Annotated in this window: 17 protein-coding genes; 3 read left to right on the top strand and 14 right to left on the bottom strand. The window is 68.0% G+C overall.

Annotated features, from left to right (window positions below; genetic code table 11):
- Positions 1 to 5: 5 nt before the first annotated feature.
- From VEW47_00805 to VEW47_00850, 10 genes are all read right to left on the bottom strand, one after another.
- Positions 6 to 386, bottom strand: a complete 381-nt coding sequence (locus tag VEW47_00805; GenBank protein HYS03708.1) for an STAS domain-containing protein — start codon at positions 384 to 386, stop codon at positions 6 to 8.
- 97 nt (positions 387 to 483) lie between these two features.
- Entirely contained in the window at positions 484 to 1935 is a 1452-nt protein-coding gene (locus VEW47_00810) for a DUF4340 domain-containing protein (protein HYS03709.1), read from the bottom strand.
- Between the two features lie 11 nt (positions 1936 to 1946).
- Positions 1947 to 3527 carry a Gldg family protein gene (locus VEW47_00815; protein HYS03710.1) on the bottom strand — a complete coding sequence of 527 codons (1581 nt, stop codon included), beginning with the start codon at positions 3525 to 3527 and terminating at the stop codon, positions 1947 to 1949.
- 1 nt (position 3528) lies between these two features.
- Positions 3529 to 4374, bottom strand: a complete 846-nt coding sequence (locus VEW47_00820; protein ID HYS03711.1) for an ABC transporter permease — start codon at positions 4372 to 4374, stop codon at positions 3529 to 3531.
- A complete protein-coding gene (locus tag VEW47_00825) occupies positions 4371 to 5312 on the bottom strand; it encodes an ATP-binding cassette domain-containing protein (protein HYS03712.1) in 942 nt (313 codons plus the stop codon). The genes VEW47_00820 and VEW47_00825 overlap by 4 nt, the downstream gene beginning before the upstream one ends.
- A gap of 195 nt (positions 5313 to 5507) precedes the next feature.
- Positions 5508 to 6221 (bottom strand): hypothetical protein, encoded by a 714-nt coding sequence (locus VEW47_00830; protein HYS03713.1) that lies wholly within the window; start codon positions 6219 to 6221, stop codon positions 5508 to 5510.
- Positions 6222 to 6494: 273 nt separating this feature from the next.
- Entirely contained in the window at positions 6495 to 7577 is a 1083-nt protein-coding gene (gene mltG / locus VEW47_00835; protein ID HYS03714.1) for an endolytic transglycosylase MltG, read from the bottom strand.
- On the bottom strand, positions 7574 to 8047 hold the full coding sequence (ruvX, locus tag VEW47_00840; GenBank protein HYS03715.1) for a Holliday junction resolvase RuvX: 474 nt from the start codon (positions 8045 to 8047) through the stop codon (positions 7574 to 7576). Before ruvX ends, mltG begins: the two co-directional genes overlap by 4 nt.
- Before the next feature lie 56 nt (positions 8048 to 8103).
- Positions 8104 to 9261 carry a multiheme c-type cytochrome gene (locus tag VEW47_00845; GenBank protein HYS03716.1) on the bottom strand — a complete coding sequence of 386 codons (1158 nt, stop codon included), beginning with the start codon at positions 9259 to 9261 and terminating at the stop codon, positions 8104 to 8106.
- 132 nt (positions 9262 to 9393) lie between these two features.
- A complete protein-coding gene (locus VEW47_00850) occupies positions 9394 to 9594 on the bottom strand; it encodes a hypothetical protein (GenBank protein ID HYS03717.1) in 201 nt (66 codons plus the stop codon).
- Positions 9595 to 9840: 246 nt separating this feature from the next.
- On the opposite strand from VEW47_00850, the gene VEW47_00855 reads away from it, so the two are divergent.
- From VEW47_00855 to VEW47_00865, 3 genes are all read left to right on the top strand, one after another.
- Positions 9841 to 10113, top strand: coding sequence for a DUF4321 domain-containing protein (locus VEW47_00855; protein HYS03718.1), 273 nt, complete (start codon positions 9841 to 9843; stop codon positions 10111 to 10113).
- 13 nt (positions 10114 to 10126) lie between these two features.
- Positions 10127 to 10714, top strand: coding sequence for a Maf family protein (locus tag VEW47_00860; protein ID HYS03719.1), 588 nt, complete (start codon positions 10127 to 10129; stop codon positions 10712 to 10714).
- 111 nt (positions 10715 to 10825) lie between these two features.
- The gene (locus tag VEW47_00865) at positions 10826 to 11107 is read left to right on the top strand and encodes a 2Fe-2S iron-sulfur cluster-binding protein (GenBank protein HYS03720.1); all 282 of its coding nucleotides are present in this window, start codon (positions 10826 to 10828) and stop codon (positions 11105 to 11107) included.
- 26 nt (positions 11108 to 11133) lie between these two features.
- Here VEW47_00865 and gcvPB read toward each other — a convergent pair whose 3' ends face one another.
- The 4 genes from gcvPB to gcvT are packed head-to-tail and all read right to left on the bottom strand — an operon-like array spanning position 11134 to position 15497.
- Positions 11134 to 12615, bottom strand: a complete 1482-nt coding sequence (gcvPB, locus tag VEW47_00870) for an aminomethyl-transferring glycine dehydrogenase subunit GcvPB (protein HYS03721.1) — start codon at positions 12613 to 12615, stop codon at positions 11134 to 11136.
- Complete coding sequence (gene gcvPA / locus VEW47_00875; protein ID HYS03722.1) at positions 12612 to 13973, bottom strand: aminomethyl-transferring glycine dehydrogenase subunit GcvPA; 1362 nt, start codon at positions 13971 to 13973, stop codon at positions 12612 to 12614. The genes gcvPB and gcvPA overlap by 4 nt, the downstream gene beginning before the upstream one ends.
- 1 nt (position 13974) lies before the next feature.
- The gene (gene gcvH / locus VEW47_00880; GenBank protein HYS03723.1) at positions 13975 to 14379 is read right to left on the bottom strand and encodes a glycine cleavage system protein GcvH; all 405 of its coding nucleotides are present in this window, start codon (positions 14377 to 14379) and stop codon (positions 13975 to 13977) included.
- An 11-nt stretch (positions 14380 to 14390) separates the two neighbouring features.
- Entirely contained in the window at positions 14391 to 15497 is a 1107-nt protein-coding gene (gcvT, locus tag VEW47_00885; GenBank protein HYS03724.1) for a glycine cleavage system aminomethyltransferase GcvT, read from the bottom strand.
- Between the last annotated feature and the right edge of the window lie 7 nt (positions 15498 to 15504).

The following is a 15504-nucleotide window of genomic DNA, read 5'->3' on the forward strand; positions in this document are numbered from 1 at the left end:
GGCCCTCAGCCCGCGAGAAGAAGCGGAATGTCCTGACCGGCGCCTCGGCGGGTGTGCTTTCCCGGCAGCCCGCCGCGCTCGAACACGTCCAGGAGCGAGCTCTGCGCCAGCATGGAGCGGACCGGGGCACTGCCGCGGGTCACCCTCAGGGTGGCGCCGTTGCGCTCGGCGTCCTGGAGACAGACCAGGAGCGCCCCAATGCCGCCGCAGTCGATGGCGGACAGTCCGGCCAGGTCGATCGTCAGTTCCCGCATGCCCCGTCTGCACGCCGCGCGCACGCGCGACAGAAGTCTTCCCGCCGTCGCCCCCGACAGGATTCGCCCGGACAGGCGCACGACAGCCCTGTTCCCCATCCACTTCTCGCTGATCTGAATCGCCTGGCTCATCATGGCGTCACCTCACTTTCCGAAACCGCCCCTTGATACGCGCAGACGCGCATCCGGGTTCCGGACGTTACGAATCTTTTACAGGCGGGAAGGCGTGCTACCGGGGCACCGCTCCGGGCGACGTCGCGGGGGAAGGGGATGCCGCAGGGCTCGCCTCCGGCTTCGGCGCCTCGGAGGCCTCCTTGACGAGAGCGTCGACCTGGGCGTCGATCTTCTTCAGGACGTCCGCCGCCGCGACTGCGACCGGGTGCCAGGCCATGTCCCGCACCAGGATATGTCCCGCCCTGTCCGGCTCGGAGATCACGAGGTGCTGCGACTTCTGCTTTCCGGAGGCGGTGTCGGTCTCCTCCTGGAGGGTCAGGTCGAGCGCGGGACGCTTGAGGATGCCGGAGCGCACCGACTCCTTGGGAGAATCGTCGAACGCCACGGCCTTCAGGTCGCTGATCATCCTGAGGAGCGTGTCGACCGAATCGGACTTGAGCTTTCCGACCGAGGCCCCGGTCAGCGTCCACGACTGCTCCTTGTCGCGCGTCAGCGTGAGGGCGGGCTGCCCCTTGCGCGCCAGGGTGATCGATTCGACGCGGTACTGCTGCACACCGAGCAGGTCGCGGCGTCTCAGGTCGAAGAATCTCGTCGTGACCTTGGGCCAGAAGTCGGCTGGAACCGTGAGGACCGGGTCGCGGCCGCTGGTGCGGGCGTAGCGGCCGCCGCCCGCCGCCTCCTTGCCGAACAGAACGGATTTCTCGACGTCCCACCCCTCCTGCAGCAGGGTCAGGCGCGCCTGGGGCGGCGACAGGCCGAACCGCCTCAGGTCCGGGGCCGCCGGTTTTTCCGAATCGAACCGGGTGGCGCGCAGGGTCTGCAGGGCGTTCAGGAGGTCCGTGATCGTCGGGCCGTCCGCCGGCGCCTCGACGGGCTGCCGCACCACCCAGCCGTCGTCCGGTTTCTCGAGCCGGATCGTCTCCCGTCCCCTCTCGAGCGTGAGCGTCTTCACCTTCCACGGGTCGAGAGAGAGGAGGGACTTGTCGCGCAGCGAAATCGTCTCCTTGCGGGTGACGTCGCCGATCGTGGAGCTCACCACCGCCACGTCGTTCGTCCCGGGCAGGAGGGCGTAATAGGAGCCCCCGATCGGACTGCTCTCGCCGATCTGGAGCGTACGCGGCCCTTCCGGCGCGGAGGTCTCGATCGTGACGCTCGCCTTGGGCGGATCGAGTCCGTACTGCTTCCTGTCCTCGGACTTCGCGAGGCGTCTTTCGATCTTCGCGAACTCGAGAGAGTTGAGCAGCCCCTCGACCGCGTCCTTGTCGGCGTCGGCCTGCAGCGGCTCGGTGAGCTTCCACGCGTCCCCCTCCTTCTGCAGCCGCAGCGCGCCGCTGTCATTGGTGAGACGGATCGCCTTGAGTCTGGCGCGCTCGAACGGGATCGCCTTGTCCTTCGCGGTGTCGACCTTGTCCTCCCCCGCCCGGCCGCGGATCTCGTAGACGTAGACGTAGGCGAAGAGGCCGGCGAGGAGGAGGAGCGAGACGAGGGGGCCGAGACGGCGCTTCACTGAAGGGCGCCTCAGAGCTTCTTGCGCCGCCACCAGATCGCGACGCCCACGACGGTGATGGCGATCGGGGCGACGGCCACGATGGTGAAGAAATAGTAAAGGACCTGCTGCCGCGACAGGACCACGATCCGGGGCTGGGAGCTCTTCGGGCGGATCGACACGAGCTCCTCCTGCTCGGAGAGCCAGGCGATGCTGCTCAGGGCGAGGTCTCCGTCGCCCGAGGCGTTGAAAAATCCGTTGGTCAGGAAATCCGAGTCTCCGAAGACGACGAGGCGGGTCTCGGCGGTGCTCTTCGCTTCCCCCACAGCGCTCTTCGCCGGCTCGGTTGCGGGCTTCGGGATATCCGGGAGCTTCCTGCTGACCGCGGCGGCGATCGTGACCGGCCCCTTCGTGCCGCTCCCCTCGCGCAGCGTGATCTTGCCGGTCTTCAGCTCCCCGTTGTCCGGCTGGGCCCACGACAGCGGGGAGGTCTGCGCCAGCTTCGTGGCGGTGACCCCTTCCGGCAGCGAGCCCTTGATCTCCACCGAGGAGGCGAGCGGGAAGATCGTCTGGTAGCGGAACGTCTTCGTGATGGGGTGAACCTCGTCGTATCCGTCCGCGGGCACGAGCGGCAGGAGGTAGTCGCCTCCGAAGAGCCTCGACACCTTGTCCACGATCACGTCGTTGCGCACCGCCACGCCGTATTCGGAGAGGACAGCGGCGAGACCCGGGTCGCTCCCGGGATCCTGCAGGTACAGGAGGTGCCCCCCCTTCTTCAGAGAGTCTCCGATCATCCTGACCTCGGCGTCGAGGAAGGCCTTCTGCGGACCGGCGACGACCACGACACTGGCGTCGTCCGGCACGCCCTGGCTCAGCACCAGCGGCTTGACCGTGTAGTGCTGCTTCTCGAGCTCGGCCTTCAGGAGGCTCAGCCCGGTCTTCTCGCTGACGCCCAGGTCGCGCTCGCCGTGACCGGTGGTGAAGTAGATGACCTTCTCGCGGTCCTTCGTGACCTTGATGATGGCGTTGGTGAGCGATTCCTCGTCGGCGGTGGTGACGCGGCTCTCGTTCTTGCCGCTCTCCACCACGATCGTGCTGGCCTCGGTGATGCCGTAGCGCTTGGCGTCGCCGGGGTGCGTGAACGGGTCGATCGTCTGCACGGTCAGCCTGCGGGTGTGATACTGGTACTCCCCGATCAGGTCGTCGAATTTCGATCGGGTCGGCTCGGCGTCCGCGTAAAAGGCTGTGACACGCACCTCGCGGGGCAGGGATTCCAGCACCTTCACGGTCTGTTCGCTCAGGGAAAATTCCTTGCTCTCGGTCAGATCGAAGCGCCTGTGATGCCGCGCCGCCAGGAAATTCACCAGGAGGAGCACCGCCAGCACGGTCAGGGCGTAGCCGGCGCTGGCGCCGGCGGCGCGCGCTCTCTTGCCCCGGAGCAGGGCCATGACCCGATCGTGGTTGAGGAGCAGCCCGGCGGCGAGCAGGACGGTCCCGAAGACGCCGACGCTCCAGACGTACAAGCGGCGTTCCGGAACCAGCGACGACAGGATGATCGCCAGCGCCAGGAGCAGCGCGCCGAACCCCGTCGCGTAACCCTTCAGGAATCTCACGCTAGCCCCGCCAGCGCTGCGAGTCGACCACCCGCTGCGTCAGGAACAGGGAAAAGAACACCACGCTCAGGTAGAACACGATGTGCTCCGTGTCGAGCAGGCCCTTCCGGAAGTCGTCCAGGTGATTGACGAACGACAGCTTGGTGAGAAAATCGCCGAGAGTCGGCCCTCCGAGCCCGAGATGCACCTTCTCCCACAGGCCGAACGTCAGGGAGTTCATCAGGCTCGCGAGCGTGACGGTCGCCGACTCGGCGATCCACGGGAGGATCCAGAACGCCAGGGAGGCCCCGAACGCCCCGACCGCGGCGACGATCTGGTTCTCGGTCATCGACGAGATCAGGAGCCCCACGCTCAGGAACGACAGACCCATCAGCAGCACGCCCAGGTAGCCGACGAGCGTCGGCTTCATGTCCGGGCTCGTGTTGCTCGCCAGGATCAGCACCGGGTAGCTGAGCGTCACCCCGATCATCACCACGAGAAGGAAGGCGGCGCCCAGGAACTTTCCGAGGATGACCTGTCCCGTCGTCACCGGGCAGGTGAACAGGAGCTCCGCGGTCCCGCTCTTCTTCTCCTCCGCGAACAGACGCATGGAGACGACCGGGATCATCAGAAGGAAGATCACGCCCATGCTGCCGAACAGCGGCCGGATCACCATGTCGTTGACGTTCAGCTGGTTCAGGAAATACGGATTGCTCCCGAAGCGCAGGCACAGCTCCGAGAAGCGGACCAGGTGGGCCCAGAAGATGTAGCCGCTCAGCGCCAGGAAGACGCCGATGACCACGTACGCGAGCGGCGACGTGAAGTAGGTCCGGATTTCCCGCCAGGCGATCGCCAGGACGTTCTTCACGCCGCCCCCTCCGTCTCACCCCTGATGATCCCGATGAAGATGTCCTCGAGGCTCCGCGTGACCGGCCGCATCTCCAGGAGCCCCCAGCCCTGGCTGACCGCCCGCTCGGCGATCTGCTCCCGGACATCGCGCGCCCCTTCGGTCTCGACGACGTAGGACTCATCCTGCCCGTCCTCCCGCCGCACGTTCAGCACGCCCGGGATGGCGCGGATCTGGCCCTCTGTGGCGTCCGCCGCGCGCGCCAGCCGCACCACGACGCGACGCGTGCCCCCGCCGCGCGCCGCCATCGTTTCCATCGTCTCGTCGGCGGCGATCCTCCCCTCGTTGATGATCAGCACACGATTGCAGGTCATGGTGACCTCCGCCAGGATGTGCGTCGAGAGGATGACCGTGTGCTCGCCGGCGAAGCTCTTGATGAGCTGGCGGATCTCGCGGATCTGCGACGGGTCGAGACCGACCGTGGGCTCGTCGAGGATCAGCACGTCCGGCTCGTGCAGGATGGCCTGCGCCAGGCCCACTCGCTGCTGGTATCCCTTCGACAGATTGCCGATGAGCCTTCCCGCCACCGGACCCAGACCGCACCGCTCGACGGCGCGATCCACGCGGCCGTCCATCTCTTTGCGGGGCACGCCGCGCACGGCCGCCACGAAGCGCAGGAAGGGCCGGACGATCATCTCCCGGTAGAGCGGAGGATGCTCCGGGAGATAGCCGATGCGCCGCTTGGCCTCGATGGGGGCGTCCTGGACGTCGAACCCGGCCACCCGCGCCGTCCCCGACGTGGGCGTCACATAGCCGGTCAGCATGCGCATCGTCGTGGTCTTGCCCGCACCGTTCGGGCCGAGGAACCCGGCGATCTCCCCCTTGCTGACGGAGAAGCTGATTCCGCCCACCGCTGCACGCTGACCGTACATCTTGGTCAATCCTGCCACTTCGATCATGACGCCTCTTGGGGTCGACCCCGTGCCGCTCGAACGACCGATTACACTAGCAGAGGTCCAAAAAAAAGCCCAATCGATCGATGCGCTCGAAGGGGCGATACCGTACAGTGACGCACCCCGACTGTCAAGACGACGCAGGCTGCCCGGCCGAACCCGCCGCCGCGGCGGCCCGTCTCACGGGTGTTCCCCCGAGGGTCAGGGACGGGCGGGGTTGGACGGGGACTTTTCGGATTCCGAGGCGACTTCGGCGAGGTAGCCCGGTCCGATCGCGTAGAGAATCATGACCTGCCTGTCGGTCACGGGAAACCAGGACGAGGATTCGCTCCGGATCTCGAGAAAGGGTATGAAGCGCGCCACGGAGAACAATCTCGCGGCGGCGCGCGGGAGCGGATCGAGGAGCGCGCGCTCGATGCGATCGGAGCGCGTCATGCCGGTCGTGTCGCTCGCCCCTATCAGGTAGCGCACCCGGTGACCGTCCCGGAAGCCGAGCCACCTCAGGCTGCGGTCCCAGGTGATGAAGTCCCCCACCACCGCCCAGCGCGCCCCGGCGATCTCCTGCTCCATCACCCGGCCCGACGGGTAGAGCGGGTCGGGGATCAAGCGGACCGAGACCTTCGCCCACCCGGACCGGTGCGCCTCGATCTGCCCGACCCTCACGGTCGATGCGTTCGGCTGGAAGTCGGCCTGGCCGAGGGCCAGGAACCCCAGGACGGCCCCGAGGAGGAGGACCACGATTTCGAGCAGGAGTCCGAGAAGACGGTCCTGGATCGTGCCGCTGCGGTAGGGCGCCCCGTAGGTGAAGCGGGAGCGGATCGACAGGGCGAGCCGGTACGAGCCGCGCGCGCACAGGACGACTCCTGCGATCGAAACGAGCGCCGCGATGATCTCCAGCCGGTCGATCCAGCCCATGGCGCGCGCATCGTATGTCTCCGCCCGGCGCACGTCAACGACGTGCGCCGCCCGCTTGACCTCGAGCCGGGGTGTCCGGGATACTTCGCCGGGGAGGTGAGGGGATGGAGTGGTGCCGATTCACGACGAGCTGGGGCGGGGTGGAGCGTTGCTCCGAGCCTGTCTACCGTCTCGGCTTCTGCCGCTTTCACTTCGACTGCTACCGCCGCGGCGAGATCGACATCCGCGGCATCATCTCCGAGAGAGTCACGGACCAGGAACGGCGCCGGCAGATCAATTTCCACGGACTCCGGAGACCGAGCGCGACGCTTTCCGCAGCTTGAACGGCCGGACCTGGTACTCCCACACCGCGCGGTTGTGCTCGCTGAGGGTCTTCGAGAAGAAGTGCCGGCCGGTGTTCATGGAGACGAAATAGAGGAAGCTCGTGTCGGCGGGCGCGACGGCCGCCTGGAGCGCGGCCGCCCCGGGATTGCCGATCGGACCGGGCGGCAGGCCGGAGTAGCGATAGGTGTTGTAGCGCGAATCGATCTTCAAGTCCTCCTTCCGGATGTTCCCGTCGAAGGCGTTCCTCATGGCCAGCGCGTAGATGACGGTCGGATCGCACTGCAGCCGCATCCCGAGACGCAGGCGGTTGTAGAAGACCGAGGCCACCAGGCCGTTCTCGTCGGCCTGCGCCGTTTCCCACTCCACCATCGAGGCGAGAGTCGTGGCCTCCCGGACCGTCAGACCCCGCTCCGTCACACGCGCGACCCAGGAGGTCTGGAACACTTCGCGGAAGCGCGCCACCATCATGGCGACGATCGCCTTCGGCGTCGTTCCCTTCTGCAGGCTGTAGGTGTCCGGGAACAGGTATCCCTCGAGATCGGTCGCCTCCGCGTCGAGATCGGCGATCGGCGAGGTGTCCCGGAACAGCAGGCGATAGTCCTCCTCGGTGCCGAATCCCGCCCGCACGAACTGCGCGAACACCTCGTCGGAGCGGACACCCTCGGGAATGGTCACACGGTGGTAGTACACGTCCCCCGATATCATCTTGTCGAACACCTCCCCGGGCGTCATCGGGCGCGTGAACGAGTACTCCCCCGCCTTCAGACCGTGGGTCCGCCCGGTCAGGCGCAGGTAGACGAGCGCGAGGGGAGATCTCTGGATGACCCCGTGCTCCTCGAGAATCTCGATGGCGCGCGCGGCAGCGGTCCCTTCGGGGATGTCGATCATGGCGTACGAAGCGCCGTAGCCGCGGTACGGGATCGACGCCCACAGGAAGATCTGCGCGGAGACGGTGAGGAGGAGGACCAGCAGGACGATCCCGATCATCCCCAGGAACCAATGGTCGCGGAGCCACGCGGGCCAGCGCTTCATCCCGGCGTCCCCCCCGCATGCTGCGCGTCCAGCCAGGCCTGCAGGAGAATGACCGCCGCGACCTGGTCGATCACCTGGCGGCGTCGCGCGCGGCTCACATCACCCGAGATGAGGAGTCTCTCGGCCTGGACCGTGGTGAGCCGCTCGTCCCACTCGATGACAGGCAGGCCGGTGGCGCCGCGGATCTTTTCGATGATCGTCCCGGTCAGGCGGGCGCGTCCTCCCCGCCGGCCGTCCATGTCCAGGGGAAGACCGACCACGATGCGGCGCACGTCATGATCGCGGATGAGACCTCTGAGGCGATCGAGATCCGCGGGCCAGGAGGTGCGCGTCAGGGTCATGAGTGGCCGGGCCGTGAGACCCAGTTCGTCGCTGAGGGCGATACCGATCCTCCGGTCCCCGTAATCGAGGGCCAGCGTGCGCCCCGCACCGCCGCCTCGTTCCGCCTTTCCGGCCGTGGAGTCGCTCATGGCCGTAAGGTATACGCCGCGCCGGGGGAGGTCAAGGATAGGGGTTCGCGCCTCCGTCAGCGACCGGCGGTGGCGCCGTCCCAGTGGATGACCTTGGGGACGTACTCGGCCGGAACGTAGTCGGGGGAGTTTTCCCGGGTGTGGCAGGTGACGCAGAAGGTGACGTCGACCTTGCCGTACCCCGACTGCATCGCTTCGGGGTGCCGGCTCGAGGGGCCGTGGCAGGACTCGCAGCCCACGTTCTCGAACAGCGGCGTCGCGTGGGGGTTCACGTAGCCGCCCTTCTGGTTGTAGCCGATGGTGTGACAGGGGAGGCATTTCGGGTTGAAGTCCTGCTTCGCGCGCACCAGCGTCTCGAAGGCGCGCGCGTGGCCGCTCTTCGCCCACACGGCGAATGCCTGTTCGTGGCAGGTCGCGCAGCGATCGGATCCGGTGTAGGCCGGCTCCTGCGGCACGGCGGCGACGGCCGGGGCCGCGAACGGGCTATCCGCCATCGTCTTCTTCTTGTTGTACTCGTTGACGCCCACTTTGACCCGGTCCATGACTTCCGCGAGCCTGGGATCGTCGGGCCATTCGCGGCTCAGCTGGATGATGGCCCGCTGCGTCGAGGTGACCGATCTCTTCGCATCGAAGAAGAGGCGCACATCGCCCAGGACCTTACCCTGGTCACCGGCGAACAGCAGTCGCGTGCGGCCGAACTGCGTGTCCTCCGGGAAATCGTCGGAGCGCGTGATCATCCCGGTCTTCCCGGGGGTGGGATCGGCGCCGACGACGAGATCGATGTTCTTCACTCTCTTCGGCAGCTGCCGCGCCTCTTCGAGGCCGAGGGCGACGAGCGCGACGACGATGTCCGCCTTCTGCTTGAGCGCCGGCACCTGCTTTTCCGCGGCCGCGTAGGCGTCCACGGTGACGATGCGCCGGCCCGCGGGCCCCTCCTTCTGGAACGCGGGGTCGTTGCGGGTCAGGCCAATGAAGCCGACGCGCACGTCCTTCACCTTGGCGCCGTCGCGCAGCGGCACCCGGACGACGGTCGTCGCGGACACGACCGGCTCGCCCGTGTCCTGCCACACGACGTTGGCGGAGACGAACTCGAAGCGGGCCTTCTTCCGGCGCTCGAGGAAGACATCGTAGCCGTGCGACAACTCCCGCTGCGACAGGTTGGAGACCTTGTAGCCGAGGACGTTCATCCCGTCGATCAGCGCGTCCGTCTGCATCTTCCCCGGTTCGGTCGGATCGCCGGTGAAGTCGCCGGTGTCGGCCCAGAGGATCGGCGTAGCCGGGTAGTTCTTGTTGAAGATGTTGCGGTAACCGGCCCTCCGGGCCAGCCCTCCTCGAGGGTTGTGCGGTCAGCCACAGGGTTCGACGTAGCCGGCCACCTCGGCGGTGAACACGAAATCCAGATCGGGCGCGGGGCCCGCCGGCAGCGGCGGCGGCAGGGTGATCGGCGACGGCTCGGCCGGGACGGCCTGCTCCTGGGGCGCGGCCACGGAAGCGGCCACCGTCCCGACCAGGATCAGAAACAAGGCGGCCGGAAGATTCGAGCGCATCAAGGCAACTCCGTCCGAACGGCCGGAACACGCGCGCCGCAGGGTCCGGGAATTATAGAGTCGACCCCGGGCCCGGTCAAACGCCGCGTTGCGCGCCGCGCCATCGATCCGCTAGAGTGGATGCCGGCCCGGATGTCCCGGGTGCTGCGCCCGTCCAGGAGGGACCGCCGGATGAAGAACCAGCCACGGCCGGAGATTCAGCTGCGCCTCCGCATCGACGTCGACGCCTGGCGCGCGGGGTCCTGAGTGCCGCGCTCCGGTCTGCAGTTCTGGCACCTGGTGGTCATCGTCCTGCTGGCCGCAATGGCCGGCACCGCCCTGGGCGACCTTCTGGGCAAGGCGTTCCCCGACACGGCGGCCGGGCGGTTCCTGTCGGCAGGGGTCACCGTCGGCAGTACCACCCCCCTGGAGCTCGAGTTCCGGGTGGTGAGCCTGACGATGGGTGTCGTCCTGCGACTGACCGTGCTCGGCGCCCTCGCGGCCCTCGCGGCGCTGGTCATTTTCTTCCGCCGCCTCTGAGGCTGCCGGAACGATGCCGTCCCGATCGATCGTCCTGGTCTCCGCTTCCCCCCGAAGGGCCGATCTCCTGCGCCGCGCCGGACTCGAGTTCACCATCCGTCCGTCCGAGGTCGACGAGACGCCGTTTCCGGGCGAGGCCCCGGGGGTTCTGGCGGAGCGTCTGGCGCGCGCCAAGGTCCTGGCGCTGCCCGCGCTGTCCTTCCCGGCGCTGGCGATCGGGGCCGACACGGTGGTCGCCGTTGCGGACGCGGTCCTGGGCAAGCCCAAGGACCGTGCGGAGGCCAGACAGATGCTCCGGCAACTCTCCGGCCGCGTGCACGAAGTGACGACGGCGATGGCGCTGCGCACGCTGCCGGAGGAGACGATCCAATGCGAGCGGGCGGTGTCGCGCGTCACCTTCGCCCCGCTCTCGGACCGGGAGATCGACTGGTACGCGGGGACCGGCGAGGGCATGGACAAGGCGGGGGCCTACGCCCTGCAGGGCATCGGCGCGCTGTTCATCGAGTCGATCGCCGGCAGTTACACGAACGTCATCGGTCTGCCTCTCGACCGGCTGTACCCGCATCTTCGCCTGCACGGCGTGCTTCCCGCGCTCTCCTGAGCGTCTCCCGGGACCGTCCCTCCCCTCCCCGTTCGCAGGCGTCCTTGCTCCTGCGCCCCCGCAGCCCTAAATTTTCAGCGGCCACTGCCGACAACGGAGAGAGCGCGCGTCATGGAATCCGCGGTCCTCGAAGCCTACGAGAAGCTGATCACGGTCACCATCAACGGCCGGAGCTACGAGGTGCCCGAGAACAACACGCTCCTGCGCGTCCTGCAGTTCATGAACCTCGAGCTGGCCTACAGCAAGTACTGCTGGAACGGCGACTGCCGCAACTGCGCCTTCCGCTACGTCTCCCGCAAGTCGGGCAACGAGGTCGAAGCCCTCGGCTGCCAGATGCGTCTCTTCCAGAACATGGTCATCAAGTGCCTTCCCGAGGGCGTCCAGCTGAATTGAGGCGGAGGCCCGCGCGGAGAGGCTTCCTAGCGCGCGCTCGTGTCGGGGGTCCAGCGGATGACCGGATTGCGGGCGGCGCCGACTTCGTCGAGCCGCCGCACCGGCGTCGTATGGGGGGCCGTTCGGACGAGATCGGGATTCGAGCGCGCCTCCTGGTCGATGCGCAGCATCGCGTCGATGAACGCGTCGAGCTCCTCACGGCTCTCGCTCTCGGTCGGCTCGATCATCAGGGCCCCCTTGACGATCAGCGGGAAATAGATCGTCGGGGGGTGGAAGCCGTAGTCCATGAGACGCTTGGCGATGTCGAGTGTGTGCACGCCGGTGTCTTCGAGGTTGCGATCGGAGAACACGACCTCGTGCAGGGACGGCGCGTCGTACGGCAGGTGGTAGGCGGCCTCGAGCTTGCGACGGAGATAGTTGGCGTTGAGCACGGCGGTCTCCGCCATCCGCCTGAGCCCGTCGGGTCCCAGCGCCAGGATGTACGCGAAGGCGCGCACGAACATCCCGAAGTTGCCGAAGAAGGAGCGGACCTTGCCGATGCTCTTCGGCCGGTCGTGGTGCAGGACGAAGGTCTCCCCCTCCTTCTCGACGGTCGGCACCGGCAGGAACGGCTCGAGATGACGCTTCACGCCGACCGGGCCCGCTCCCGGCCCTCCCCCGCCGTGCGGTGTCGAGAACGTCTTGTGGAGGTTGAGATGGTGCAGGTCGACCCCCATGTCGCCGGGACGCGCGACGCCGACGAAGGCGTTGAGATTGGCTCCGTCCATGTAGAGCAGGGCCCCGCCGGCGTGGACGGCGGAGGCGATTTCCTGGATCTCCCCTTCGAAGACGCCCAGCGTGTTCGGATTGGTCAGCATGAGGAGGGCCACGTCCGGGGACATGCGGCGCCGGAGCGCGGCCAGGTCGACACAACCGCGCTCGTTGGAGGGGAGCTGCTCGACGCGGTATCCGGCGATGTGCGCGCTCGCGGGGTTCGTGCCGTGCGCCGAATCCGGGATCAGGACCACCTGGCGCGGGTTGCCGCGCTCGCGATGGTACGCCCGCGCCATCATGATCCCGGTCAGCTCTCCCTGCGCCCCGGCGGCGGGCTGCAGCGTGAACCGGTCCATGCCGCAGATGGCGCACAGGGCCCGTTCGAGATCGTGCATGAGCCTCAGGCAGCCCTGGGCGGCGGCCGCCGGGAGCTGCGGGTGCGAGTCCGCGAACCCGGGCAGGCGCGCCACCGTCTCGTGGACCTTGGGGTTGTATTTCATCGTGCACGAGCCGAGGGGATACAGGCCGAGATCGATCGCGTAGTTCAGGCGCGACAGGCGGGTGTAGTGCCGCACGATCTCGACCTCGCTGAGCTCGGGGAACCCCTCGATCGCGTCGCGCGTGTAGCGCGGATCGAGCCCGGCGCCGTCGCCGGTCGGGACGTCCAGGGGGGGCAGCGCGAAGCCGCGCCGTCCCGGTCTCGACAATTCGAACAGGAGCTTTTCCGGCGCGCGCAGGGTGCGCGTGTCGGTCACGACAGTCTCCCCAGCTCATCGGCAAGCCGGTCGATCTCGGCGCGGGGATTGGTCTCGGTGACACAGACCAGCAGGTCCCGCTCCATCCCGGAAAAGTAGCGGGACAGGGGGATACCGGGGACCAGGCCGCGGTCCAGCAGGTGACGCACCGCCTGCTCCGCCGGAACCGGCAGGCGGACGGTGAACTCGTTGAACACGGGGGCGGCGTACGGGGCACTGCACCCCCGTGCGGCGGCGAGGGTCCTTCTGGCGTAGGCCGCCTTGGCGTGATTGTGCAGCGCCAGATCCCGCAGACCGGCCCGCCCGGCGACCGCCATGAAGATCGAGGCGATCAGGGCGCACAGCCCTTCGTTGGTGCAGATGTTCGAGGTCGCCTTCTCACGCCGGATGTGCTGCTCGCGTGTCGACAGCGTCAGCACGTAACCGCGCCGCCCGTCCACGTCCCGCGTCTCCCCGACGATCCGTCCCGGCATGCTGCGCAGGAAGGCCTGCCGCGCCGCCAGGAAACCGAGATACGGTCCGCCGTACGACAGCGGTACGCCGAACGAATGCCCTTCCCCCGCGACGATGTCCGCCCCCTGCCGTCCGGGCCCCTTGAGGAGGCCCAGGGCGACAGGCTCGGTGACGACGACGATCAGATGGGCGCCCGCCTCGTGCGCCGCCGCCGCAAATGTCTCGATCTCCTCCAGGCAGCCGAAGAAGTTCGGGTGCTGGACGACCACGGCCCCCGCCTTTCCTTCCCGCAGCGCCCGCCGGGCCGCCTCCGGGTCGGCGCTGCCGTCCGGTCGCGAGCCGAACGGCGCGAGATCGATGTCGAGACTGGCGAGATAGGTCCGGCACACCTGAAGGTACTCCGGGTGCAGCCGGTCGGAGACCGCCACGCGCCCGCGGTGCGTCACCCTCTCGGCCATCAGGATCGCCTCGGCCAGTGCCGACGCCCCGTCGTACATCGACGCGTTGGAGATGTCGAGCTCGGTGAGCTGGCAGACGAGAGTCTGGAACTCGAAGATCGCCTGCAGCGTCCCTTGGCTTATCTCCGGCTGGTACGGGGTGTACGAGGAGTAGAACTCGGTCCGTGAGATCAGGTGATCGACGAGAACCGGACTGTGGTGCCGGTAGGCCCCGCCCCCCAGGAACTGCGCGCCCGGAGCGGGCTGACGGCTGTCGCGCGCCCTCCGGGACATCTCCTGGAGGAGCTCCTGCTCCGACAGGGCCGCGGCGAGCGGCAGCGGCTCCTTCAGGCGGAGCGCGGGCGGGATCGTGGCAAAGAGCTCGTCGATGCTCTTCGCCCCGATTTCCCGGAGCATCGACTCCCTGTCGGCGTCGGAGGCCGGAATGTAGCGGTGGACGTCCCCCATCTCAGTTGGCTTCTTCCTCGATGTACTTGCGGTACTCCGCCGGCGTCATCAGCGAATCGAGGTCCTTCGTATCGGCGAGCTTGATCTTGAGGAGCCACCCTTCGCCGTACGGGTCCTTGTTGATCGTCTCGGGGCTCGTGGCGAGCGTCGCGTTGACCTGCAGGACCTCGCCCGACACGGGCGCGAAGATCTCCGACACCGCCTTGACCGATTCGACCGTGCCGAACTCCTCTCCGGCGACGACCTGTGACCCGGCCGCCGGCAGCTCGACGTAGACGATGTCGCCGAGCTCGGACTGGGCGTAGTGCGTGATGCCGACCGTGCCGACGGAGCCGTTCACCGCCAGCCATTCGTGCTCCTTCGTATATTTCAGGTCGTCGGGATAGATGCCGTTCCCTTTGCTCAAGAGGAGCCTCCTCAGTGCGGTCGTCTGTAGAACGGCGTGGGCACGATCACCGCACGCGCATCGCGGCCGCGGATGCCGACGTGGAAGCGTGTCCCCGCCCGGGCCGCGCGGGCGGGGAAGTACGCCAGGCCGATGCTCTTCTTCACGGTCGGACCGAACGTCCCGGAGGTCACCGCGCCCGCCGCGACACCCTCGATCGAGATCGGATGTCCGTGGCGCGGGATTCCCGGGTCGATCATCTCGAACCCCATCAGACTGCGGGACGGCCCTCTCTCCTTTTCGCGGCGCAGCGCCTCGGCGCCGACGAACGGTCCCTTGTCCAGCTTGACGATGGACTCGAGCCCCGCCTCGAGGGCCGTCGTGGTCTCGTCGACGTCGTTGCCGTAGAGGAGCATGCGCGCTTCCAGGCGAAGGGTGTCGCGCGCCCCCAGCCCGCAGGGCAGAAGACCGTGCGGCGCACCCGCACGCAAGAGAGCGCGAAAGAGATCGGGAGCGGCCTCGGGGGGTCCGTAGATCTCGAACCCGTCCTCCCCGGTGTAGCCGGTGCGCGCCACCAGGCAGTTCGAACCGGCCACCCGGGTCTCGACGAAGTGGAAGGGGCGGATCGGAGCGAGGGGAACCGTCGCCTGGGTTTGCAGGATGTCCTGCGCCCGCGGACCCTGGAGCGCCAGCTGGGCGTAGCGTGCCGAGGCGTTGATCACTTCGACCCGGCCGCGCGCGTGCGAGGCGACCCAGGCGAAATCCTTCTCCGTGTTCGAGGCGTTCACGACCAGCAGGAAGTCATCCCCGCCCCGCCGGTAGACGATGATGTCGTCGACGAATGTTCCCGCCTCCGTCGTCAGGACGGTGTACTGGGCCCGGCCCGGGGCGAGGCGCGCGGCGTCGTTGCAGGTGACCGTCTGGACCAGATCGAGGGCCGCGCCGCCCCGCACTTCCACCTCTCCCATGTGGGAAACGTCGAACAGACCGGCGGCCGTGCGCACGGCGTGGTGCTCCTCCAGGACGGAGGAGAACTGCACCGGCAGCTCCCAGCCGGCGAAGTCCACCATGCGGGCTCCCATCTCGCGAAACAGGGGGGCGAGCGGGGTCGCTTTCAGGGGGCCGGCCGCGGGGGGCATGACGACA

It is taken from the genome of Candidatus Dormiibacterota bacterium (assembly GCA_035635555.1).
In the GTDB taxonomy this organism is placed as follows: Bacteria; Acidobacteriota; Polarisedimenticolia; order Gp22-AA2; family Gp22-AA2; genus Gp22-AA3.

Bases quoted from the DNA above. Each gene is read 5' to 3' on its own strand.
- VEW47_00825 (HYS03712.1), bottom strand. From the start codon at position 5,312: ATGATCGAAGTGGCAGGATTGACCAAGATGTACGGTCAGCGTGCAGCG.
- mltG (HYS03714.1), bottom strand. From the start codon at position 7,577: ATGAAGCGCTGGCCCGCGTGGCTCCGCGACCATTGGTTCCTGGGGATG.
- VEW47_00805 (HYS03708.1), bottom strand. From the start codon at position 386: ATGAGCCAGGCGATTCAGATCAGCGAGAAGTGGATGGGGAACAGGGCT.
- gcvPA (HYS03722.1), bottom strand. From the start codon at position 13,973: ATGGGGGACGTCCACCGCTACATTCCGGCCTCCGACGCCGACAGGGAG.
- VEW47_00860 (HYS03719.1), top strand. From the start codon at position 10,127: ATGCCGTCCCGATCGATCGTCCTGGTCTCCGCTTCCCCCCGAAGGGCC.
- gcvT (HYS03724.1), bottom strand. From the start codon at position 15,497: ATGCCCCCCGCGGCCGGCCCCCTGAAAGCGACCCCGCTCGCCCCCCTG.
- VEW47_00845 (HYS03716.1), bottom strand. From the start codon at position 9,261: ATGCAGACGGACGCGCTGATCGACGGGATGAACGTCCTCGGCTACAAG.
- VEW47_00830 (HYS03713.1), bottom strand. From the start codon at position 6,221: ATGGGCTGGATCGACCGGCTGGAGATCATCGCGGCGCTCGTTTCGATC.
- VEW47_00850 (HYS03717.1), bottom strand. From the start codon at position 9,594: ATGCGCTCGAATCTTCCGGCCGCCTTGTTTCTGATCCTGGTCGGGACG.
- ruvX (HYS03715.1), bottom strand. From the start codon at position 8,047: ATGAGCGACTCCACGGCCGGAAAGGCGGAACGAGGCGGCGGTGCGGGG.
- VEW47_00865 (HYS03720.1), top strand. From the start codon at position 10,826: ATGGAATCCGCGGTCCTCGAAGCCTACGAGAAGCTGATCACGGTCACC.